This is a genomic window from Microbacterium luticocti DSM 19459, assembly GCF_000422405.1.
Taxonomy (GTDB): domain Bacteria; phylum Actinomycetota; class Actinomycetes; order Actinomycetales; family Microbacteriaceae; genus Microbacterium; species Microbacterium luticocti.
Window position 1 is genome coordinate 65,833 of the sequence record NZ_AULS01000006.1, and the last position, 22,670, is coordinate 88,502.

General features: G+C 71.9%; 18 protein-coding genes. 7 read left to right on the forward strand and 11 right to left on the reverse strand.

Annotated elements, in window-relative coordinates:
• The first annotated feature begins 3 nt into the window (after positions 1-3).
• The 5 genes from H577_RS0108370 to H577_RS18175 all read left to right on the forward strand — a co-directional run bounded on the left by H577_RS0108370 (position 4) and on the right by H577_RS18175 (position 6,777).
• Positions 4-615 carry an RNA polymerase sigma factor gene (locus tag H577_RS0108370; RefSeq protein WP_029145582.1) on the forward strand — a complete coding sequence of 204 codons (612 nt, stop codon included), beginning with the start codon at positions 4-6 and terminating at the stop codon, positions 613-615.
• A complete protein-coding gene (locus tag H577_RS0108375; protein WP_029145583.1) occupies positions 605-1,060 on the forward strand; it encodes a hypothetical protein in 456 nt (151 codons plus the stop codon). Before H577_RS0108370 ends, H577_RS0108375 begins: the two co-directional genes overlap by 11 nt.
• Positions 1,061-1,106: 46 nt before the next feature.
• Positions 1,107-3,689, forward strand: coding sequence for a CHAT domain-containing protein (locus H577_RS17625; protein ID WP_029145584.1), 2,583 nt, complete (start codon positions 1,107-1,109; stop codon positions 3,687-3,689).
• A 252-nt stretch (positions 3,690-3,941) separates the two neighbouring features.
• Positions 3,942-5,513, forward strand: a complete 1,572-nt coding sequence (locus H577_RS15695; protein WP_051191876.1) for a S8/S53 family peptidase — start codon at positions 3,942-3,944, stop codon at positions 5,511-5,513.
• Positions 5,514-5,931: 418 nt separating this feature from the next.
• Complete coding sequence (locus H577_RS18175; protein ID WP_084516001.1) at positions 5,932-6,777, forward strand: LysR substrate-binding domain-containing protein; 846 nt, start codon at positions 5,932-5,934, stop codon at positions 6,775-6,777.
• 122 nt (positions 6,778-6,899) lie between these two features.
• On the opposite strand, the gene H577_RS0108395 is transcribed toward H577_RS18175, so the two are convergent.
• Positions 6,900-8,303 (reverse strand): aspartate aminotransferase family protein, encoded by a 1,404-nt coding sequence (locus tag H577_RS0108395; protein ID WP_029145585.1) that lies wholly within the window; start codon positions 8,301-8,303, stop codon positions 6,900-6,902.
• The gene (locus H577_RS0108400) at positions 8,300-8,773 is read right to left on the reverse strand and encodes an Lrp/AsnC family transcriptional regulator (RefSeq protein WP_029145586.1); all 474 of its coding nucleotides are present in this window, start codon (positions 8,771-8,773) and stop codon (positions 8,300-8,302) included. The genes H577_RS0108395 and H577_RS0108400 overlap by 4 nt, the downstream gene beginning before the upstream one ends.
• A 109-nt stretch (positions 8,774-8,882) precedes the next feature.
• Between H577_RS0108400 and H577_RS0108405 the strand changes: the two genes are divergently transcribed.
• On the forward strand, positions 8,883-10,247 hold the full coding sequence (locus H577_RS0108405; protein WP_211217905.1) for an NAD(P)/FAD-dependent oxidoreductase: 1,365 nt from the start codon (positions 8,883-8,885) through the stop codon (positions 10,245-10,247).
• 38 nt (positions 10,248-10,285) lie between these two features.
• On the opposite strand, the gene H577_RS0108410 is transcribed toward H577_RS0108405, so the two are convergent.
• The 7 genes from H577_RS0108410 to H577_RS0108440 form a co-directional block, all read right to left on the reverse strand.
• Entirely contained in the window at positions 10,286-11,704 is a 1,419-nt protein-coding gene (locus tag H577_RS0108410) for a gamma-aminobutyraldehyde dehydrogenase (protein WP_036284237.1), read from the reverse strand.
• 17 nt (positions 11,705-11,721) lie between these two features.
• Positions 11,722-13,089: an aspartate aminotransferase family protein gene (locus H577_RS0108415; protein ID WP_029145589.1), complete on the reverse strand. Its 1,368-nt coding sequence runs from the start codon at positions 13,087-13,089 to the stop codon at positions 11,722-11,724.
• Positions 13,090-13,107: 18 nt separating this feature from the next.
• Complete coding sequence (locus H577_RS0108420; RefSeq protein WP_051191877.1) at positions 13,108-14,679, reverse strand: CoA-acylating methylmalonate-semialdehyde dehydrogenase; 1,572 nt, start codon at positions 14,677-14,679, stop codon at positions 13,108-13,110.
• 450 nt (positions 14,680-15,129) lie between these two features.
• A complete protein-coding gene (locus H577_RS0108425) occupies positions 15,130-15,537 on the reverse strand; it encodes a transferase (RefSeq protein ID WP_029145591.1) in 408 nt (135 codons plus the stop codon).
• A 56-nt stretch (positions 15,538-15,593) separates the two neighbouring features.
• Positions 15,594-17,369: an MFS transporter gene (locus H577_RS0108430; protein ID WP_211217906.1), complete on the reverse strand. Its 1,776-nt coding sequence runs from the start codon at positions 17,367-17,369 to the stop codon at positions 15,594-15,596.
• Positions 17,366-18,193, reverse strand: a complete 828-nt coding sequence (locus H577_RS17025; RefSeq protein WP_051191878.1) for a TetR/AcrR family transcriptional regulator — start codon at positions 18,191-18,193, stop codon at positions 17,366-17,368. The genes H577_RS0108430 and H577_RS17025 overlap by 4 nt, the downstream gene beginning before the upstream one ends.
• Complete coding sequence (locus H577_RS0108440; RefSeq protein WP_029145593.1) at positions 18,190-18,564, reverse strand: SPW repeat protein; 375 nt, start codon at positions 18,562-18,564, stop codon at positions 18,190-18,192. The genes H577_RS17025 and H577_RS0108440 overlap by 4 nt, the downstream gene beginning before the upstream one ends.
• 473 nt (positions 18,565-19,037) lie before the next feature.
• On the opposite strand from H577_RS0108440, the gene H577_RS0108445 reads away from it, so the two are divergent.
• Positions 19,038-20,780 carry a PucR family transcriptional regulator gene (locus H577_RS0108445; protein WP_245570364.1) on the forward strand — a complete coding sequence of 581 codons (1,743 nt, stop codon included), beginning with the start codon at positions 19,038-19,040 and terminating at the stop codon, positions 20,778-20,780.
• Between the two features lie 101 nt (positions 20,781-20,881).
• Here the strand turns inward: H577_RS0108445 and H577_RS0108450 are convergent, their stop codons facing one another.
• Both H577_RS0108450 and H577_RS0108455 read right to left on the reverse strand, forming a co-directional pair.
• The gene (locus H577_RS0108450) at positions 20,882-21,229 is read right to left on the reverse strand and encodes a cupin domain-containing protein (protein ID WP_029145595.1); all 348 of its coding nucleotides are present in this window, start codon (positions 21,227-21,229) and stop codon (positions 20,882-20,884) included.
• Entirely contained in the window at positions 21,226-22,656 is a 1,431-nt protein-coding gene (locus tag H577_RS0108455) for an NAD(P)/FAD-dependent oxidoreductase (RefSeq protein WP_029145596.1), read from the reverse strand. Before H577_RS0108455 ends, H577_RS0108450 begins: the two co-directional genes overlap by 4 nt.
• Between the last annotated feature and the right edge of the window lie 14 nt (positions 22,657-22,670).

The window sequence follows — 22,670 nt, forward strand, 5'->3', positions numbered from 1 at the left end:
GATGTGACGACGCCGAGCGGGCCGGACGAGGCCACCGCCGACGAGCCGACCCGCTGGGAGCTCGCCGGCACGCTGTTCGCGGCGTGGCGCGAGGGGGATGCGCGCGCCATGGACGACCTCGTCCGCCTGATGACGCCGACGCTCTGGCATGTGGTGCGGGCGTACGGGCTCGATGCGGCGCTCGCCGAAGACGTCGTGCAGACCACCTGGCTCACGCTCGTGCGCCGGCATGACACGATCGCAGACCCGCGCGCCGTGTCGGGGTGGCTCACGACCTGCGCGCGCCGTGAGGCGTGGCGTGCCGGGCGTGCGCAGCGGCGCGACGACGCGGCCGACACCGACGATCTCGAACCGCGGCTTCCGGTGCACGAGTCGGCTGAGGCATCCGCCGCCCGCAGCGACGAGGCCCACGTGCTGTGGGAGGCGATCGCGCAGCTGACCGAGCGTTGCCGCCGCCTGCTGCGCGTGATCGCGTTCGACGACCGCCCCGACTACGCCCGCATCGCCGACGACCTGCAGATGCCGATCGGCTCGATCGGACCCACCCGGCAGCGCTGCCTGCAGAAGCTGCGCTCACTGCTCGACGAGCAGGGGGTGACCGCATATGGCACGTGATGACGACGCCCTGTTCGCACGCCTGCGCGCCGCCTATGAACAGCGCGACCCCATGCCCGAAGGACTGGTCGAGCGTATGGTCGCCGCCGTGGCCGTCGCCGACATCTCGCGCGAGTACGCGCTGCTCACCCTGGTCGAGGGCGAGTACGCCGAGGTGCGCGGCGAGGGCGACACCTCGACGTTGCAGTTCAGCGACGGTCGCACCAGTGTGCTGCTGCACGTCACGGTCACCGAGGGCGACGGCCGTCGTGTCGACGGGTGGGTGGATGCCACGGCCCTGACCGTGCGGTTGGTGCAGGGCGAGAACGAACTGACGGCCGACGTCGACGAACAGGGGCGGTTCGCGTTCCCCGATGCGCGTCCGGGAATCGCCCGGGTGCGGCTGACGGTGCGCGCAGCCGACGGATCGACACGCGAGTTCCAGACCCCGCAGTTCGAGGTGTGAGCCCGGTTCCGAGGCGCGTGTCGCACGCCTGGGCCAAGATGGGAGCGTGACCCCCACCGCCGCCGAGCTGCACCGTCGCGCCGTCGACGAGAGCATCCGCGGCCGCTATGCCGCCGCCGAGCGTACGCTGCGGCGCGCGGCAGCCGCCGAGGCCGGCGACGTCGATCTGCGTGCCCGCATCATGGGCACACAGGCGATCGTGCTGCGTCACACCGGCCGTGCCGAACAGGCGGAACGGTTGTGTGACGAGGCGCTCATGCTGCCGGGCCTGCACGACGGCACGCGCGCGGTACTGCTCGGTCAGCTCGGTTTCCTCGCGAACCTGGGCGGGCGGCTGCACGATGCCGAACGGCTCCTGACCGAGGCGGTCGACGCCCTCGGGGCAGACCCGGTCGCGCAGGCGCGCGTGCACGTGAACCGCGGGCACACCCGGCTGCAGCTGCGCAACCTCGATGGGGCCGCCGACGACTTCGAGCGCGCCGCGGCCGCGTTCGACGCGGCCGGGCTGACCGTCGACGGGGGACAGGCCGCGCACAACCGTGCGTATGTCGCCCTGCTGCAGGGTGACCTGGTCACGGCGCTCGAGGGGATGCAGAACGCCCGGCCATATGCCGCGGCATCCCCCGTCGCCGCCGGCATCTGCGATGCCGATCGCGCTGAGGTGCTGCGCGACGCCGGGCTCGCCCGCGATGCGGAGCGCCTGCTGGAGTCGGTGGCACTCGTGTTCGGCACGCACCGGATGCCGCAGCTGCGCGCCGAAGCCGAGTATCAGTTGGCGTCTTCCCAGCTGCTGCACGACCCCGCGCGCGCCCGGCGCACCGCCGCCGCCGCAGCCCGACGGTTCCAGTCCACCGGCAACGCGACATGGCAAGCCCGGGCCGACGCCGTGCGCATGCGCGCCGCACTCGCACTGGGCCGAGGCATCCCCAGCGTCGACGAGGTGGCGGCACTCGCCGCCCGACTTCGCCGCGTCGGATTCCCCGCCGACGCCGCCGCGCTGCGGCTCAGCCTCGAGCTGTGGCGCGCAGGCCACGGCCAGTCGCCGGGTGCCGTGCGGGTGCCGCCCGGCGCGCCCGTGCAGGTGCACCTGCTCGCCCACGAGGTGCGGGCCGTGCGTGCGGCGGCACGGGGGCAGGATGCCGCGGCGCGACGGCACGCGGCATCCGGGCTCGATCAGCTGGCCGAATGGCGCGAATCGTTCGGCAGTCTCGATCTGCAGAGCTCGGTCGCCATGCACGGCAACGGGCTTGCGCGGGTCGGGCTGCGCAGTGCGCTGCGCTCGCAGCGCCCCGATGTCGTGTTCGAGTGGTCGGAGCGTACCCGCCACCTCACCCAGCAGGTGGTTCCGCTGCGACCGCCGCCCGACCCCGAGCTGGCCGCCGACCTCGCCGAGCTGCGCATGCTGCGCGCCGACGACCCCGCGTGGGCGACCACTCCGCGCGGCGTGGCGCTGCGTGAGCGTGCGCGCGCCCGGCAGTGGGCCGGCACGGGCGCCGGCGGCGTGTACCGCCGCATCACGCTCGACGAGTTGTGCACCGCGCTCGATGCGCGCACGGCGCTGATCTCGTACGTGTTCTCGGGCGACCGCCTGGCCGCCCTCGTCGTCACCGACGACACGCGGCGGGTCGTCGCGCTGCCGGATGTCGCGGCGATCCGCGAGCTCATGGACGGGCTGCGCGCGGACCTCGACATGTCAGCCAGCGTGCGCACCGGGCCGATGGCCGCGATCGTGCAGCGCTCGCTGAACGGCCGCCTGCAGAAGCTTGCCGGCGTGCTGCTGGACGAGCCGTTGCGCGCGGTGGGCGACCGGCGCCTGGTGATCACCGCGCCCGGCCTGCTCTCGGGCATCCCGTGGGGGATGCTGCCGGGCATGGCCGCGCGCCCGTTCACCCTCGCGCCGTCGGCCTCGCAGTGGGTGCGGGCGCGCGGCGGGTCGACCGGTGGCGCTGGGCCGGGCGCTCGCGGCGATGCGCGGGTGGGGGGCGGGGCGGTCACGGGGCGGAGCCCCGGTGCCGCAGACGCGGGAGTGCCGGTCGACGGTGCCGCGGTTGCGGGTGCGCCCGTGGGTGGCGCTGGGCCGGACGCTCGCGGCGATGTGCGGGTGGTCTTCGCCGCCGGGCCCGGTGTCGCCCGAGGTGACGAAGAGGTGCGCACCGCGGCGGCGGCGTGGGCGGGCTCACGCGTGGTCACCGGCGAGGCGGCCACGGTCGACGCGGTCACCGCGCTGGCCGCCGACGCCGATGTGCTGCACATCGCCGCCCACGGCCAGCACGCGGTCGACAACCCGCTGTTCTCGGGCTTCGAACTGGCCGACGGCACGCTGTTCGGCTACGACATCGACCGCATCGCACACGTGCCCGACACGGTGATCCTCTCGGCATGCGAGTCGGGCCGGTCGTCGGTGCGGTGGGGTGAAGAGGCGATCGGCATGGCGCGCATCTGGCTGGCAGCGGGCGCCCGGTGCGTGGTCGCCACCCCGGTGGTGGTCGATGATGCGACGGCGTGCGAGCTTCTGAAAGCCATGCACACCGAGCTGGCCGCCGGTGTGGATGCCGCCGAGGCGCTGGCTGTGGCATCCGCTCGCACCGGGCTGGTGACCCCGTTCCAGGTGCACGGCGCGGGGTTCTGACCCCATCGCGGCCCGGCGCGGAATCGGATGTATCAGGGGCGGATGCCGAGGCTCTGACACTGTGGGACGTTCGCCGTGTGGGCCGCACGACTGGGGAGTCGGGTCCGGTTTGGGGATGCGGCGAGTGGGGGACGGTGCACTGGGGGCACCGTCCACCGGACCCACCGGGGAGGACACCGGCTCGGCCGGGGTCCTCCCTGTGTGTGGGGGACCGCTAGAGTTCGTGCGAACCGACACGGCGAGGAGGCCGGCATGGACGACGGAACGAGCAAGGACGTCGGGCGCGAGGGCCGCGGCGGCGGCGCGAGCTGGCAGGAGCGCGAGCACGCGATCAAGCCGCTCGGGGTGGTGCTGCAGCCGCCGGCGCTGCCCGACCACAACCAGGTCTTTCCGACCGTGTACATCCCCGATCGGCTGCTGGTGTCGGGTCGGCGCGATGTGAACGAGGTGGTGCGCGAGTTGAACCGCGCGTTCGTGAGCGCCGGGTGGGAGTTCCACCCGCAGCCGGTGGTGACGATCGAACGACGGGCCGCGCGGCGGGCGCGGGCCGCCGCGGTCACACGGGTGCAGGTCGTGGGCGCGGGGGCGACGGCCGCAACCGCGCCCGATGCCTGGGCCGTGCTCGACGCGGCCGCGCGGCAGGGCGTCGACCTCGACGGCGTCGGGCTCGACCATCTGCTGACGGTTGCGCCGATCGGCATGAACCCGTTCACCTCGACCAACCCGTTCGGGTCGACCAACCCGTTCACCTCGACCAATCCGTTCACGTCGACCAATCCCTTCACCTCGACCAACCCGTTCGGGTCGACCAACCCCGCGTCGGCGGGGCTCGGCGCCTACGCGCTGCCCGGGTTCGGTGGCCGGCAGGCGGTGACCTGGGTGGGGGCACCGCCGCACCGTTCGGCCCGGCGCCGCGGTCGGCCCGTGGTGATGATCATGGACACCGGCTGCGCCCCGCACCGCTGGTTCGCTCCCGGGGTGGTGCGCACCCGCGTGGAGCTGGACGGTGTGCCCATCGGGTTGGACGATCCGTGGCAGGACCCCGAACTCAATCCCGATCTGGTGGGGCCGCTCGACGGGCAGATCGATCCGGTCTCAGGCCACGGCACGTTCCTGGCCGGCATCGTGCACCAGGCGTGCCCGGATGCCGACATCCTCGCCCCGCGGATCGCCGACAGTCTCGGCCGGGTCGTCGAGTCCGACCTGATCGAGGCGATGGACAAGGTCGCCGAACTCGTCACCCGCCACGCGAACGGTGAGAAGGGCGGGCAGCGGATCGACGTGCTGAACCTGTCTCTCGGCTACTACCACGAGACGCCCGACGACGTGCTCTACAGCGCCGCGCTCCGGCAGGTGCTGCTCGAGATCGCCGCGGCCGGCACGACCATCGTGTGCAGCGCCGGCAACGATGCCACCGACCGGCCGATGTTCCCGGCGGCGTTCCCCGGCGAAGACGGGTGTGCGCCGTTGGTGTCGGTCGGGGCGAGGAATCCCAACGGGCGGTCGGTGGCGTTGTTCAGCAACACCGCGCCATGGGTCGACCTGTACGCGCGCGGCGTGTCGGTGCTCTCGACGTTCCCGTCCTTCGACGGCGGGGCGCAGGCCGTCACCCGCCGCGACGCGCACGGACAGCGACGCGAGTCCCTCGACCCGGACGACTTCACGGGTGGCTTCGCGGTGTGGAGCGGCACCTCGTTCGCGGCGCCGCTCGTGGCCGGCACGATCGCCGCCCGGCTCGACGCGCTCGACGAGGCGACGGATGCCGCAGCCCGCGCTGCGCGCGCCACCGAGATCGTCGAGGAGCTGAAGGCCGAGGAGCTGTAGGGCGCGGGCCGCCGCCCGGTCGTTGAGCGGGGCCGCCGCCCGAGTCGAAACGCCGCCACACCCACGGTGCAGAACTCCTCCACTTTCGGCCCGAAGGCCGCCCAGACGGGGCTCTTGCGGCCTGCATCGCCCGGATCGGAGGAGTTGTGCACGCGCGACACCCCGCACCGCGTGCGGACATCTTGTGAGACACGGTGGCGGGGTGTGTCTCAGAAGATGTGACCTGCGCGGCCCGCAACCCGCATCTTGTGGGACACGGTGGCTGGGTGTGTCTCAGAAGGTGCGACCTCCGGGCCGCGGTGTCCGCATCTTGTGGGACACGGTGGCGGGGTGTGTCTCAGAAGATGTGACCTGCGGGGCCCGCAACCCGCATGTTCTGAGACATGCCCCTGTGCCCCTGCGCGGCTATCGTGAAGGGATGCCGCGACGCGCTACGCCGAAGCCGGGCAGGCCCGGAAAGGGCACCGGGCGCAGTCGGGGGACGCCGACCCGCGCGCAGCGGCCCCGGCATCCCTCACCGAAGCCCGGGTCCGCCGCGAAGCCCGGGTCCGCCGCGAAGCCCGGGCCTGCCGCGAAGCCGGGGTCCGCCGCGAAGCCCGGGCCTGCCGCGAAGCCCGGGCCTGCCGCGAAGCCCGGGTCCGCGCCGGGGTCGCAAGCTGCCCCCGCACCACCGCCCGGGCCGTTCCGGCTCGGCGCCATCGAAGGTGCGACGCCGGGCAAGTGGATCGACATCTGGCGCGAACGGATGCCACGCACCCCGCTCGAACTCGTCCCCCTCGCCGTCGCCGCACAGCGTGACGCGATCCTGAGCGGTGAGGTGGACGCCGCGCTCGTGCGCCTGCCGATCGACCGCGACGGGCTGCACGTAATCGCCCTGTACGACGAGGTTCCGGTGGTCGTGTTCCCGGCCGACTCGCACCTGGCTGCCGCCGACGAGCTCGAGGCCGCCGACCTCGCGGGCGAGGTGCTCGTCGCCGCGCGCGACGACGTGCTCGGGTTCGAGGCATCCGGCACCCGGGCGCCGGCGTTCGACCCGCCCGAGACGACGAAGGATGCCATCGCCACGGTCGCCGCCGGAGTCGGGATCGCCGTCGTGCCGATGTCGCTGGCGCGATTGCACCACCGCAAGGACGTGGCCCACCGGCCGCTGCGCGGCGGACCGGTCTCGACCGTCGCACTCGCGTGGGACGCCGACCGTACGACCGCGCTCGTCGAGGCGTTCGTGGGCATCGTCCGAGGCCGCACCGCCAACTCGTCGCGGTGAGCGTCGGCACCGGTGCCCGTACAGCCAACCCGTCGCGGTGAGCCCGCGGCCGTTCGCACCGCGAACCTGTCGCGGTGAGCCCGCGGCTGCTCGCATCGCAAACCCGTCGCGGTGAGTCCCGCCTACAGCCGCGACCAGGCCTCGGTGAGCACGCCCCGCAGGATCTGCTCGATCTCGTCGAACTCGGCCTGTCCGATCGTCAGCGGCGGCGCAAGCTGGATGACGGGGTCGCCGCGGTCGTCGGCCCGGCAGTACAGCCCGGCGTCGAACAGCGCCTTCGACAGGAACCCACGCAGCAGCCGCTCTGACTCGTCGTCGTCGAAGGTCTGCTTGGTGGCCTTGTCTTTGACCAGCTCGATGCCGAAGAAGTAGCCGTCACCGCGCACATCGCCGACGATCGGCAGGTCGCGCAGCTTCTCGAGCGTGGCACGGAAGGCGGGGGAGTTCTCGCGCACGTGCTCGAGCAGCTTCTCTTCTTCGAAGATGTCGAGGTTCTCCAGCGCCACCGCCGCCGACACCGGGTGGCCGCCGAAGGTGTATCCGTGCGGAAAGGACGTGTGCCCGTGCGCGAACGGCTCGTACACCCGGTCGCTGACGATCGTGCCGCCCAGCGGCGAGTATCCGCTGGTGACCGCCTTGGCGAACGTGATCATGTCGGGCCGGTAGCCGTACGCATCGCAGGCGAAATACTCGCCGATCCGGCCGAACGCGCAGATGACCTCGTCCGAGACCAGCAGCACGTCGTACTCGTCGCAGATCTCCCGCACGCGCTGGAAATACCCGGGAGGCGGGGGAAAGCATCCCCCCGAATTCTGCACCGGCTCGAGGAACACCGCCGCGACCGTCTCGGGACCCTCGAACCGGATCATCTCTTCGATGCGGTCGGCCGCCCACAGCCCGAACTGCTCGGGGCTGCCGCCGGGAAAGCCCATCTCGCCGGCCCGGTAATAGTTCGTGTTGGGCACCCGGAACCCGCCCGGGGTGACGGGCTCGAACATCTCCTTCATACCCGGCAGGCCGGTGATCGCCAGCGCTCCCTGCGGAGTGCCGTGGTACGCGATGAACCGCGAGATCACCTTGTGCTTGGTGGGCCTGCCCTGCAGCTTCCAGTAGTGCTTGGCGAGCTTGAACGCGGTCTCGACGGCCTCGCCGCCACCCGTCGAGAAGAACACGTGGTTCAGGTCGCCCGGCGCGTGGTCGGCCAGCCGGTCGGCCAGCTCGATCGCCGCCGGGTGCGCATACGACCAGATCGGAAAGAACGCCAACTGCTCGGCCTGCCGCGCCGCGGCCTGCGCGAGCCGGGCGCGCCCGTGCCCGGCGTTGACCACGAACAGGCCGGCGAGCCCGTCGATGTAGCGCCGGCCCTGCGCATCCCAGATGTGATGGCCCTCGCCGCGCACGATGATCGGCACGCCCGGCCCCTCGGTCATCACCGACTGCCGGGCGAAGTGCATCCACAGATGGTCGCGCGCCATCTGCTGCAGTTCGGCCTCGCTGCGGACCGTCGCGGTCTGTGTGGAACTCATCGTGTCCCCCAGTTGTAGAGCTGCTTGTGGAGTTTGAGGTAGACGAACGTCTCGGTCGAGACGACGCCGTCGATTCCGCGGATGCGGGAGTTCAGGATGCCGATGAGGTCGTCGTCATTGGTGCACACCACCTCGATGAGCAGGTCGAACGACCCGGCCGTCATGACCACGTAGGTCACCTCGGGGATCTCGGCCAGCGCGTCGGCGACCACGCGGATGTCGCCCGAGACGTTGATGCCGATCATCGCCTGACGGGCGAACCCGACCTGCAGCGGATCGGTCACCGCGACGATCTGCATCACACCGCCGTCGACGAGCTTCTGCACGCGCTGGCGCACGGCGGCTTCGCTCAGTCCCACCGCCCGGCCGACATCGGCGTACGAGCGGCGCCCGTCCTCCTGCAACTGCTCGATGATCGCCTTCGCGGTCTCGTCGAGCAGAGCCCCGGTCGGTCGCGGCGTTCCGGACATGGATGCCTCCTTCGCGGTGCGCTCACGATATCAACGGCTGGATGCCACTGGCAAGACGGAATCCGAAGCTAGGCTATGGGCAAACAGCGGAAACCGCACAAGAGCGAGGATGGTCGACGTGCGCAACGGTGACGTGTCGTTCTGGTGGCGGCAGATCGGGATCCCCGCGGCGCGGGCACCGCTGCCCGGCGACATCGACGTGGACGTGTGCATCGTCGGCGCCGGATTCACCGGCCTGTGGACCGCGTACTACCTGCGCCTGCTCGACCCCTCGGTGCGGGTCGCGCTGGTCGAGGCGCGCTTCGCCGGGTTCGGGGCATCCGGCCGCAACGGCGGCTGGCTCACCAACTCGGTGACCGGCGGACGGGAACGGTACGGCCGGGACGGTGGCATCCGTCAGCAGGCGGCCATGAACGCGGCGGTCGACGAGGTGATCCGGGTGACGGATGCCGAGGGCATCGACGCCGACGTCGCCACCGGCGGCGAGCTGAACGTCGCGTACACACCCGCGCAGCTGGCGCGGCTGCGCGCGTTCGTGCGCGATGAGGCCGGCTGGCCCGGGGCCGACGTGGTCGAGCTGTCGGCCGACGAGACGGCGGCGCGCGTGGCGGTGCATGCGCCGCTGGGCGGCATGTGGCATCCACACTGCGCCCGCGTGCACCCGGCCAAGCTGGTGCGCGGGCTCGCCGAGGCGGTCGAGCGCGCCGGCGCGCGGATCTACGAGGACACGACGGTGCGGACGATCTCGTCGGGCCGGGTCGAGACCGACCGCGGCACGGTGCGCGCTGGCCACGTGATCCGCGCGACCGAGGGGTTCACCGCGAACCTGCGCGGCGAGCACCGCACCTGGCTGCCGATGAACTCGTCGATCGTCGTCACCGACCCGCTGCCGGATGCCGCATGGCAGCGCATCGGCTGGGGCGAAGCCGACACCCTCGGTGACATGGCGCACGTGTACACCTACGCGCAGCGCACCGCCGACGGGCGCATCGCCTTCGGCGGGCGCGGCGTGCCGTACCGGTACGGCTCGCGCGTCGACACCGACGGGCGCACGCAGCGGCGCACGATCGCAGGCTTGACCCGGCTGCTGCGCACGGCGTTCCCGGATGCCGCGGACGTGCCGATCGCACACGCCTGGTCGGGCGTGCTCGGTGTGCCCCGGGACTGGGCCGCGTCGGTCGGGTACGACCGGGCGAGCGGCCTCGGTTGGGCGGGCGGGTACGTCGGCACCGGGGTGACCACCACGAACCTCGCCGGGCGGACGCTGGCCGATCTGGTGCTCGGCCGCGACACCGACCTCGTGCACCTGCCCTGGGTGGGGCACCGCGCGAAGCGGTGGGAGATCGAGCCGCTGCGCTGGGTCGCGGTGAACGCGATCTACGCCGCGTACGGTCTCGCCGATCGGCAGGAGGCGCGCGGCCGCGCGCGCACGGCGGCCGTCGCGCGGGTCGCCGACCTCATCTCGGGCCACTGAGGCCGGGGAATCCGCTCGCCGCGCGCTCTGCCGGGGGTCTACTCGAGGCTCGACATGACGTGCTTGATGCGCGTGTAGTCCTCGAAGCCGTAGACCGACAGGTCTTTGCCGTACCCGGACTGCTTGAACCCGCCGTGCGGCATGTCCGACACGAACGGGATGTGGGCGTTGATCCACACGCAGCCGAAGTCCAGGGCGCGGCTCATCCGCATCGCGGTGGCGTGATCGGTGGTCCACGTCGACGCCGCCAACGCATAGGGAACGCCGTTGGCGAGGGCGAGAGCATCCGTCTCGGTCTCGAACGGCTGGACGGTGAGCACCGGGCCGAACACCTCGGACTGCACGATCTCGTCGTGCTGCCGCACCCCGGTGACCACCGTCGGCTCGAAGAAGAAGCCCTGCTCGCCCTGGCGGCGCCCGCCGATCTCGACGCGCGCGTGCGCGGGCAGCCGGTCGATGAACCCGGTCACCCGCTCGAGCTGCGCCGCATTGTTCAGCGGCCCGAAGAACGCGCCCGAGTCCGGCGCGCCGGTGCGGATGTTCTCGCGCACGTAGGTCACGAGCTCGCGCACGAACGCGTCGTGCACCGAGGCGTGCACGATCACGCGGGTCGCGGCGGTGCAGTCCTGCCCGGCGTTGAAATACGCGGCCTCGGCGATGCCTTTCGCCGCCCGCGCCAGGTCGGCGTCGGCGAAGACGACCGCCGGCGCCTTGCCGCCCAGCTCCAGGTGCACGCGCTTGAGCTGCGTCGCCGCCGACGCCGCCACGGCCATGCCGGCCCGGACCGACCCGGTGATCGCCACCAGCTGGGGCACCGGATGCTCGGTCAGCAGCGCGCCGGTGGACCGGTCGCCGAGCACCACGTTGAACACCCCGGCGGGCAGGATCTGTGCGGCCAGCTCGGCCAGCCGCACCGTCGTCGACGGAGTCGTCTCGCTGGGCTTGAGCACGACCGTGTTGCCGGCGGCCAGCGCCGGCCCGATTTTCCAGATCGCCATGTTCAGCGGGTAGTTCCACGGCGTCACCTGCGCGACCACGCCGATCGGTTCGCGCCGCACGTACGAGGTGAAGCCCTCGGCGTACTCCGCGGCCGCGCGGCCGTTCAGCTCGCGCGCGGCCCCGGCGAAGAACCGCAGCTGGTCGACGGACTGGTCGATCTCGTCGGCGACGAGGCTCGCGCGCGGCTTGCCGGTGTCGCGCGACTCGAGGTCGGCGAACTCGTCCGCGTGCTCGGCCAGCGCGTCGGCCAGCCGGAACAGCGCCAACTGGCGCTGCGCGGGCGTCGCGTCACGCCAGGCCGGAAAGGCGCGGGATGCCGCGGCGAATGCCGCGTCGACCTCTGCGGCCGTCGAGATCGGGGCCCGACCGTGCACGGCACCGGTCGAGGGGTCGATCAGGTCGTAGGTCTCGCCGACGGAGGCGGTCGCCCGGCCGTCGATGATGTTCTGCAGGGTCATGGTTCCATCCTCCCCGGTCACAGGTACTCGTCGGCGGCGTGCAGGGCGGCGTCGATCACGTCGAGGCCCCGCACCAGGTCGTCCTCCTCGATCACCAGCGGGGGTGCGACGTGCACGCGGTTGAAGTGGGTGAACGGCCACACCCCGGCCTTCTTGCAGGCTGCGGCGACCGCGGCCACGGGCGCAGCATCCGCCCCCGCCGCATTGAACGGCACGAGCGGTTCACGGGTCTCGGCGTCGCGCACCAGCTCGATGGCCCAGAACAGCCCCATGCCGCGCACGTCGCCGACCGACGGGTGCCGGCGGGCGATCTCGCGCAGCCGCGGCTCGACCACCCGCACGCCCAGGTCGCGCACCCGCTCGAGGATGCCGTCGCGCTCGAACACCTCGAACGTCGCCACACCTGCCGCACACGCGAGCGGGTGGCCCGAATAGGTCAGTCCGCCCTGGAACGAGACCGTGTCGAAGTGCCCCGCGATGCGATCGGCGATGACCACACCGCCCAGCGGCACGTACCCGGAGTTGACGCCCTTGGCGAACGTGATCAGGTCGGGCACGACGTCGAACGCCTGGAACGCGAACCACTCGCCGACCCGGCCGAACCCGACCATCACCTCGTCGGCGATGTAGACGATGCCGTACCGGTCGCACAGCTCGCGCACCCCGGCGAGGTAGCCCGGCGGCGGCACCAGCACGCCGTTGGTTCCCACGATCGTCTCGATGATGATCGCCGCGATGGTCTGCGCGCCCTCGAGCACGATGGTCTGCTCGAGGTGCTCCAGCGCGCGCTGGGTCTCCTGCTCGGGCGAGTCGGAGTGGAACGGCGAGCGGTACGGGTACGGCCCGAAGAAGTGCGCCACGGAGCCGTCGCCGGGCTCGTTCGCCCAGCGCCGCGGGTCGCCGGTGAGCGAGATCGCGGTGGTGGTGTTGCCGTGGTAGCTGCGGTACATCGCCAGCACCTTGCGCCGCCCGGTGACCGCCCGGGCCATGCGCACGGCGTTCTCGTTCGCGTCGGCGCCGCCGTTGGTGAAGAACACCTTCGTGAACCCGTCGGGCGCGACCTCGCTGATGCGCCGGGCGAGCTCGCCGCGCACGTCGTTGGCCAGCGCGGGCTGGATCGTCGCGAGTCGACCCGCCTGCTGCCGGATGGCGGCGACGAGATCGGGATGCTGGTGCCCGAGGTTCAGGTTCACCAGCTGACTCGAGAAGTCCAGGTAGGTGTTGCCCGCGTAGTCCCAGAAACTCGCGCCCTCGCCGCCGGCGACCGGCAGCGGGTCGATGAGCGCCTGGGCGCTCCACGAGTGGAACACGTGGCCGCGGTCGTCGGCGCGCACGCGCGCGTCGGCGGCCAGGTCGACGCGGGCGCGGGTGAGGGTGTCGGTCATGATGTGTCTTCCGGTTCGTCAGTTGTTCTGGGGGAAGCCGAGGTTGATGCCGCGGTGGTGGTGGTCGGTGGCGGGGTCGGTCCAGCGGCTGGTGATGGCCTTCTCGCGGGTGAAGAAGTCGAATCCGTGGGTGCCGTACGCTTTCGCGTCGCCGAACAGTGAGGCCTTCCATCCGCCGAACGAGTGGTAGGCGACCGGGACCGGGATCGGCACGTTGATGCCGATCATCCCGACCTGCACCTCGGACTGGAACCGGCGGGCGGCGCCGCCGTCGTTGGTGAAGATCGCGGTGCCGTTGCCGAACATGCCGGAGTTGATCAGTTCCAGTCCCTCCTGGAACGAGCCCACCCGCACGATCGAGAGCACCGGTCCGAAGATCTCCTCGGTGTACGCGCGGGAACCGGTGGGGAGCCGGTCGATCAGGGTGGGTCCGAACCAGAACCCGTCCTCGTGCCCGTCGACGGTGAACCCGCGGCCGTCGACGACGATCTGGGCGCCGTCGGCTTCGGCGGCATCCACGTATGAGGCGACCTTGTCACGGTGCGCGCCCGTGATCAGCGGACCCATGTCGGGTTCGGTGCCGTCGGCGGTGCCGGCGCCGTTGCCGATGCGCAGCTTCGCGATGCGCTCCTGGATCTTCGCGGACAACTCGTCGGCCACCGGTTCGACGGCCAGCACGACCGACACGGCCATGCACCGTTCCCCGGCCGCCCCGTATCCGGCGTTCACGGCCTGGTCGGCGACCAGGTCGAGGTCGGCGTCGGGAAGCACCAGCATGTGGTTCTTCGCACCGCCCAGAGCCTGCACCCGCTTGCCGGTGCGCGACGCGGTCTCGTAGATGTACTGGGCGATCGGGGTGGAACCGACGAACGAGATCGACTGCACCGCATCCGCATGAAGCAGGCCGTCCACGGCCTGCTTGTCGCCCTGCAACACCGTGAACACCCCGTCCGGCAGCCCCGCCTCCTGCCACAGCCTCGCCAGCCACAACGCCGCCGACGGGTCTTTCTCAGAAGGCTTCAGGATGACACTGTTGCCGGCTGCGATCGCGACGGGGAAGAACCACAACGGCACCATCGCCGGGAAGTTGAACGGGCTGATGATCCCCACCACACCCAGGGGCTGTTTCAACGTGTACACGTCGATGTTCGTCGACGCGTTCTCACTGAACCCGCCCTTGAGAAGCGCCGCGAACCCGCACGCCAGCTCCACCACCTCCAGGCCGCGGGCGATCTCACCGGCAGCATCCGAGAGCACCTTGCCGTGCTCGGCGGTGATGATCTGGGCCAGCTCGCCCCGTCGGGCGTTGAGCAGCTCCCGGAACGCGAACAGCACCGACTGCCGTTTCGCGATCGAGAACCGCGACCACACCTCGAACCCGCGCTGCGCCGACTCCAGTGCCGCATCGATGTCGGCCTGATCGGCCAGCACCACCCGAGAGATCACCGCACCGGTGGCCGGATTGAACACCGGCGCGGTACGCCCGCCCACAGGCTCACGCACCGCACCGTCGATCCAATGCCCGATCACAGGAACATCGGTGCTCGATGCGGTCGGGGCGGGGGCGAGGTCGGGCTGCGCGATGCTCATGGTGTCCTTCCGGGTCGGTGCGGGAGGCTCCGACCCGGGCGGGCCGGGACGGTGTCGGCCGATCCGGACAGATCGCCCGAGGCGCACTCCCGCGTGCTGATCCCAGTGTTCCAGCGTGTGGCAGCGTGCAGCAGTCCCGATCCGTCGCGAACTCGCCGGCTGCCCGGACGCTCTGTCCGATCGACCTCCTCGGGCCGTCCGGCACGGGCCCGTGGCCCGTGGCGGTGCCCGCCGGGTGTGGGGCGGCGCGACGACCGCCCGCTGGGCAGTGCCAGGTGCAGGCGGCATCAGCCCGGTTTGGGGCGCATTCGTGCGAGATCGCGTGCACACACGCGCCCCAAACGTACAGATCCGCCCCAAACCCGAGCGCCGGGGCGCTGGTGGCGCCCGCGCGGGTGTGGGGCGGGTCTCAGCGCGACCAGAGGGCGCGCCCGGCGCGCCCGGCCGGACTCAGGCGGCCAGGCGCAGGCCGCGTCGGTCGGTGGCGATGCGTTCGCCATCGGCGACGGTCTCGTCGTCGCCGATCAGCGAGCCGACCGCGACGACGGCGTGGTCGCCGACGTGCGTGCGCACCCCGATCTTGGCCCGCGCGCCGATGGACGCGTGGGGCCCGATGTGGGCGTGCGGGGCGATCTCGGCGCCCTGGCCGACGACGGCATCCTGCTCCACCCATGCACCGCGGCCGATGTGCGCCCCGGCGGCGATCTGGGCACCGGGTTCGACATACGCGCCCGCCTCGACGACGGCGCTCGGGTGCACCTTCGCCCCATGGGCGATCAGACCGCGGCCGTTCGCGTGCTTGCGATAGCGCAGCGTCTCGCCCTGGTCGTTCTCGATGTCGACGTAGTTCTTGCCCACTGTGTCCTCCTGCGGCATCCACTCGACGCCGCTATTGGGAATAACCCTGTAAGAAATCATCTCATTCCCGACCGCGGCGGTGAAGTGGGTTCGTCGTAGGCGTACTTTCCGCCGCGCAGCGCCGACGCGATCGCCGCCACCACGCAGGCGGTGATCGCGAACGCGAACGCCACGGTCAGCCCGTCGGCGAACGGCTGTGAGATCAGCGCGGGGAAGAATCCCCGTCCGGTCAGGTATGCGGCGCTGGATGCCGGCAGCTGCGCCAGCACGTCGGGGCCGAGCAGCGTCTGCACCGGGTTGTAGCCGAGCAGCGACGCGAACAGCACGCTCACCGGCGGCAGTGCCGCGACCTTGGCGGCGGCGGCGGCCGGAACCCCGTGCGCGACCAGTCCCGCCGACAGCGTCTCGGGCAGCGACCGGGCGAGTCCGGTGATCATGAGTGAGAAGAACACCCCGATCGACAGCACCATGGCCGCGTTCTGGAACACCGTGCTCATGCCGGCGCCGACGCCGCGTTCGCCCGGTGGCAGGCTGTTCATGATCCCGGCCCGGTTCGGTGCGGCGAACACGCCCATGCCGAGCCCGTTCACCAGCAGCGCGGCCGCGAACGGCGGGTAGGTGAAGTCGACCGGCAGCACGAGCAGCCACACGAACGACAGCGCGGCCACGAGCATCCCGCCGGTCGCGAATGTGCGCGCGCCGAACCGGTCGCTCAGCCAACCCGACACCGGGCCGGCGATGAGAAAGCCGACCGTCAGCGGCAGCATGTAGATGCCCGCCCACAGCGGCGTCGACGCGAAGTCGTAGCCGTGCCGGGGCAGCCAGATGCCCTGCAGCCAGATGATCAGCACGAACATCAGCCCGCCTCGCCCGAGCGACGAGAGCAGCGAGGCGAGGTTGCCGGCGGTGAAGGCGCGGATGCGGAACAGCGCGAGATGGAACATCGGCTCGGCGACCCGCGTCTCGATCACGCAGAACACGACGAGGGTCAGGATGCCACCGCCCAGCGCCGCGAGCACCGCGGGGTTCGTCCAGCCCATGGTGTGCCCGCCGTACGGCTGGATGCCGTAGGTGATGCCCACCAGCACGGCGATCAGGCCGACCGCGAACGTGAGGTTTCCCCACCAGTCCATGCGCGCGCGGCGGCGCACCCCGGTGTCGTGCAGGCTGACGTAGGCCCAGACGGTGCCGGCGATGCCCACCGGCACCGACACCAGGAACACCAGGCGCCAGTCGACCGGGCCGAGCAGGCCCCCGATGATCAGGCCGAGGAACGATCCGGCGATGCCGGCGACCTGGTTCAGCCCGAGCGCCAGGCCGCGCCGGTGCACCGGGAACGCGTCGGTGATGATCGCGTTCGAGTTGGCCATGAGCATCGCCCCGCCCACACCCTGCAGGATGCGCATGACGATCATGAACACCGCGGCCGCAGGCCCGTGCATCCATGTCGCCGCCAGCAGGATCGAAAAGACCGTGAACACTGCGAACCCGGCGTTGTACATGCGCACCCGGCCGTACATGTCGCCCAGGCGCCCGAAACCGACCACCAGCACGGCGGTCACGACCATGTAGCCCATGATCAGCCACAGCATGAGGCTGGTGTTGCCCGGCTCGAGCGGATCGACACCGATGCCGCGGAAGATGTCGGGCAGCGCGATCAGCAGGATCGACGCGTTGATCGAGGCCATCAGCACGCCGAGCGTGGTGTTCGACAGCACGATCCACCGGTAGTGCGGGCTCGCGGTGCGGATCGCGGCCCGACGTGCCCGCGCGGCCGCGCGCGTGCTGAGGGTGGCGCGGCGGGGCAGCGGCCGCACCTCGCGCACGGTCATGCGCGGTCCGCCTGTCGGGGCTCGGTCGGTCGGGGATCGGTCGAGGTTGGGCCGGTCTGCGGCGGTTCGGTCGGCCGCGGCTCGGCCTGGCGCGGTCCGGGCGGCGTCGACTCGGCCCGCCGTAACCCGGTCGCGAGCAGCCCGGCCACCAGCAGCCGGGCGATCGCGCCCAGGCTGGTCGCCCCGTGCAGCCGGGCGGTGTCGCCGGACGCCTCGAGCGGCCGCGCCGTGATGGTCGCCGCCCAGGCCGCGGCGGCTGCCCGCACCGCGTCCCCGTCGACGGGCGCGGGCAGGCTCGCGTTCAGGGCGCGGGCGATCGTGTCGTGCAGGGCGTGCCGGTAGCGGGTGAGGGCGACACGCACTTCGGGTCGGGTGTGCGACTCGTGCCAGATGATCTCGCGCAGCACATCGGATGCCTCGTGCTCGCGCAGCACCCGATCGCCGATGTTCACGAGGGTCTGGGTCGGATCGTCGGGTGCGGTCAACGACGCTGGGTCGAGGTCGGCGGTGCCCAAGCGCTCTTCGAGCAGCGTGGACAGCAGATCGGGCTTGGTCGGAAAGTAATAGAACAGCAGCCCCTTCGGCACCGCGGCGGCGTGCGCGATGCGCGCCGTCGAGGTGCCGTCGAAGCCGTGCGTGGCGAACAGGTCGGCGGCGGCATCCAGGATCCGGGTGCGGGTCGTGGCATCCGGCTCTCGGACGCTGCCCGTGGCATCCGGCTCTCGGGTGCGGGCCGTGGCATCCGTCGCCGCCGCGGCGCGGCGCTGCCCGGTGGCGCGACGGCGTGCCGTACCGCCGGACAGCGGTCGGGCGGCGTCGGTCACGCGTGCGCCGCCCGCGGTCCGCCGTGCGAGCTGTGGTGCGCCTTCTCGGCGGGGGCCAGGGCCCACAGGCCCATCACCACACCGACCGCGCCGCAGATCCACGACGTCCAGGCCGCGCCCATGTTCGCCGCGTAGGCACCCACCCACGGCGAGATGAACAGGAGCGCGCCGAGCACGGCGACGATCCACTCCATCGAGACCATGGCGGGGGCGGCGAGGCTCCACAGCGACGCGGCGATCATCAGCACACCGAAGACGATCATCAGCGTCATCGAGGCGCCGGTGCGCGGGGTCGTCCAGATGCTGGCGAGGGCGGCGTACAGGCCCGCCACGGCCGCGACCCAGTCCTGCCAGCGCGTCCACCTCTTCATCGAACTCATCCTCCTTCTGCCTGACGGCTGTTCTGTCAGATGGCTCCCGAATCGGGGGTCGGTGCACATTCTACGCTCTTGATTGACCGGTCGGTCAAGAATTGTCTTGACGTGATGGTCACGAAGTCGGCGCGAAGTGCGGGTGCGGGATGCTCAGACCCGCCGTTCGCGCCGACTTCTTCGGGAAGCAGCCTCACATCGCGGGAAGCAGCCTCACATCGCGGGGAACGGCGTGTCCCAGAAGGTGCGGGATGCCGCGGCCGGAGGTCGCGCTTTCTGAGACACGCGGCGTGGGTGTGTCCCACAAGATGCGGGATGCCGCGGCCCGAGGTCGCGCTTTCTGAGACATGTCGCCTGGGCGTGTCCCAGAAGATGGGGGAGCCGAGACGCCGGGCCGCGACCGTCGGACGGATCGACCGGAGACGTCTAGGCTGGCAGGTGGGGGACCCGACCCCGACGAGAGGATGCCTGTCATGGCGGGCGAACACACCCACGCGCGAATCGAGACGGATCGTCCGGACGCGGATGTCGCCCTGCCCACGGTGCGGGATGTGCTGCGCCTTCCCGCGCTGGCCGAGGGACTGCCCGAGGTGCTGGCCGGTGAGGCCGGGCTCGACGCGCGGGTGCGCTGGGCGCACGTCTCCGACAGTGCTGCCGTGGCGCGGCTGCTGAACGGCGGCGAACTGCTGCTGTCCACCGGGTCGGGCTGGCCCGGCGACCCCGAGGCGCTGCGCGAGTTCATCGCCGGACTCGTCGACGCGCACGTGGCCGCGCTCGTTCTCGAACTCGGCACGCACTACCGCTGGGTCCCTGCCGTGATCGTCGAGGCCGCGCGCGAACACGGGCTGGTGCTGGTCGCCCTGCACCGCGAGGTCAAGTACGTGTCGGTCACCGAGGTCGTGCACCGGCTGATCATCGACAAGCAGACCGCCGCGCTGCGAGCCCGCGACGAGGTGCGCGACCGGTTCACCGCGCTCACGCTGCGCGGCTCACCCGCCGACTTCGTCGTGCAGCAGCTTGCGGTCACCCTGGGCGCCCCGGTCGTGCTCGAGAACCTCGCGCACGAGGTCGTCGCCGCCGAAGTCCCGCCGGCGATCGAAGAGGACCTGCTCGGGGACTGGGAACGCCGGTCGCGCGCCGCCCATCATGCGGCCGCCGGGCGGACGACCGCCGCTCGCGCGGCCACCCCGGGCACAGCGACTCGGACCCCGACCACCGATCGTGCGGCCACGCCGGGGGCCTCCACTCCCGGCACGACCGCCGGCGATGTCGGTGACACGGACGTCGCGGACTGGCTCGTCGTACCGGTCGAGGCCCGTGGCATCCGCTGGGGCCACCTGGTCGCCCTGCCCGGGCCCGAGCATCCCGCCGGACGCGCCGGTGTGCTGCAGCAGGGTGCCATCGCGCTCGCGCTCGGGCGTCTCGCCGACGGCCCGGCCGACGAATGGGAACGGCGGGCGCGGCGCCGGCTGCTCGACCGACTGCTGTCGGGCCGGTTCGCGAGCACCGCGGGCGCGGCGGCCCGGCTCGCGGCCGCCGGCGTGCCCGTCGACGGCCGCACGCTGTACGGCGTGGTCGTCTCTCGCGCGCGCGTCACGCCGGAACGAACGGATGCCGCGGCCCGCGCGCTCGGCGGACGTGCGGTCGCCGGATCCGGTCCGGCCCAGGTGGCCGCGCCGGCGGCGACGATCCTGCTCTCACTGCCGCGTGAGGCCGTGTTCGACGATGCGGCCGCGCTCGCGTTCGGCGCGTGCGCCGCCGAGCCGGCGGAGCGGGTCGTCGTGTCGGTGGGGTCGGCGGCATCCGACCTCGACGGCGCGCTGAGATCGCTGCACGAGGCCGCCGACCTGGCCCGCACCCGCGTGCGCGGCGAGCGGCCCGGCACGCAGCTGCGCCGCGCAGACGGTCGGCCGCTGGTGCGGCTGGTCACCAGCCTGCGGGACGACCACCGGCTGCTCGAACACGGCGAACGGATGCTGGCGCCGCTCATCGAGTACGACCTCAACCGCGACGGGGACCTGCTCGACGTGCTCGCCGCCGCGCTCGCGCATCCGGCCAACCGCACCGCGGCGGCCGCGGCGTCCCACCTGTCACGGTCGGTGTTCTACCAGCGGCTCGCGCTGATCGAGCAACTGTTGGGAGTCGATCTCGACGACGGCGAGACGCAGACCGCGTTGCACCTCGCGCTGCTGGTGCGGCGCAGCACCGGTCGGTGAGGTCGGGCGCGGGGTGCCGCCCGCGGCGCTGATCGCCCGACCGTTCGGCGCTGATCGAGCGACGCGCCGACGTCGACCGGGCGGGTGCGCCCGCCCGGGTGTCAGATCACGTACACCTTGCGCAGTGTGTCGTGCACGGTCCACACCGTGCGCATGCCCGCGGTCAGCCGCACGATGACTCCGGGGCGCAACTCGATCGCGGGCAGTTCCGGGTCGACGAACTCGAGCGTGGCGGCGCCGGCGACCACGACGAACACCTCGTCCGATTCCACATCGGTCGACACCCCGGGCGTGTGCTCCCACAGCCCGATCGTGCGCGAGTCGGTCTCGTCGAGGTCGACATACCCCGCCCGCGGCGCTCCGGCGCGCACCTGCTCGGCTGCGATCGCTTCGTCGTCGAGGGCGAAGGATGCCGCGACCACCGCGGCACCGGCATCCATTCGCGTCATGAGTCGAACCCCAGACCGAGCGCGTCCAGTGTCTTCAGCAGCAGGTTGCGGCGGCCCTCGCGGTGGTCGGCGCGGTCGAGCGCCCAGCGTGTGGCGTTGATGCCGAGGGCCGCGGCCGGCTCGGGCGGGAAGGGAAGCGGGCGCTTGCGCACCATCTCGAGCCGGGTGCGCTCGTTGTCGACGCCGTCGAGCAGGTCGAGCATCACCTCGCCGGCGAACCGGGTCGACCCGACACCCAGCCCGGTGAAACCGGCCGCGTAGGCGACCCGCCCGCGACGGGCGGTGCCGAAGAACGCCGTGAACTGCGTCGAGGTGTCGATCGCCCCGGCCCACCGGTGGCTGAACCGCAGCCCCTCCAGCTGGGGGAACGTGGTGAAGAAGTGGCTCGCCAGACGCTCGAAACTCTCCCGCCGGTCCTCGTACTCGGCCCGCACCTTGCGCCCGTAGTGGTAGACCGCGTCGTAGCCGCCGAACAGGATCCGGTCGTCGCGGGTGAGCCGGTAGTAGTGGAACTGGTTCGCCATGTCACCGATGCCCTGACGGTGCTGCCATCCGATCGCCGCCTTCTGCTCGGCATCCAGCGGCTCGCTCATCAGCACGTAGTCGTACACCGGCACCGTCATCAGCCGGTTGCGCTTCAGCAGCGACGGGAACACGTTGGTCGCCAGCACTGCCCGCGCCGCGCGCACCTGCCCGCCGTCGGTGAGCACCCTCACGCCGTCGCCGGTGCGCAGATCGCGCACGCGGGAGCGTTCGAAGATCACCACGCCACGCTCCTCGCACACGCGGGCGAGTTCGGCGGCCAGACGGGCCGGATGCAGCATCCCGCACGAGCGCTTCTCCCACATGCCGCCCAGATACGTCGGCGAGTCCACCTCGCGCCGCACGGCCTGTTCATCGAGCAGCACGAGATCGTCACCGGGCTCGTCGTCGCGCCACTCGCGCAGCCACTCCAGCTGGTGCGGCTCGGTCGCAGGGGCGAGCTGCCCGGTGCGCTCGAAGTGGAAGTCCATGCCGTAGCGCGCCTGCGCCGCCTCGATCTCGTCGAGGTTGGCCATGCCCAGCCGCTCAAGCACGGGCATCTCGTCGGGCCACCGTGCCAGCCCGTTCTCACGCCCGTGGGTCAGGCTCGCCTCGCAGAACCCGCCGTTGCGGCCCGACGCGGCCCAGCCGACACGCTGTGCCTCCACGACGACGATGCGCGAGCCCGGCATCCGCTCGCTGGCCAGCAGCGCCGACCACAACCCGGTGTACCCGGCACCCACGATCACCAGGTCGGCGTCGACGACACCCCGCAGCGGCGGCCGGTCGGGCATGAGGTCGACGGGCAGGTCGTCGCGCCAGAACACCGAGTGTGCGGTGTGCTCGAGCGCGTGCGCGACCACCGACGCGGCCGGGCGGTGGCGTTCGAAGACGGTGGATGCCATGTCAGCTCCCAGGG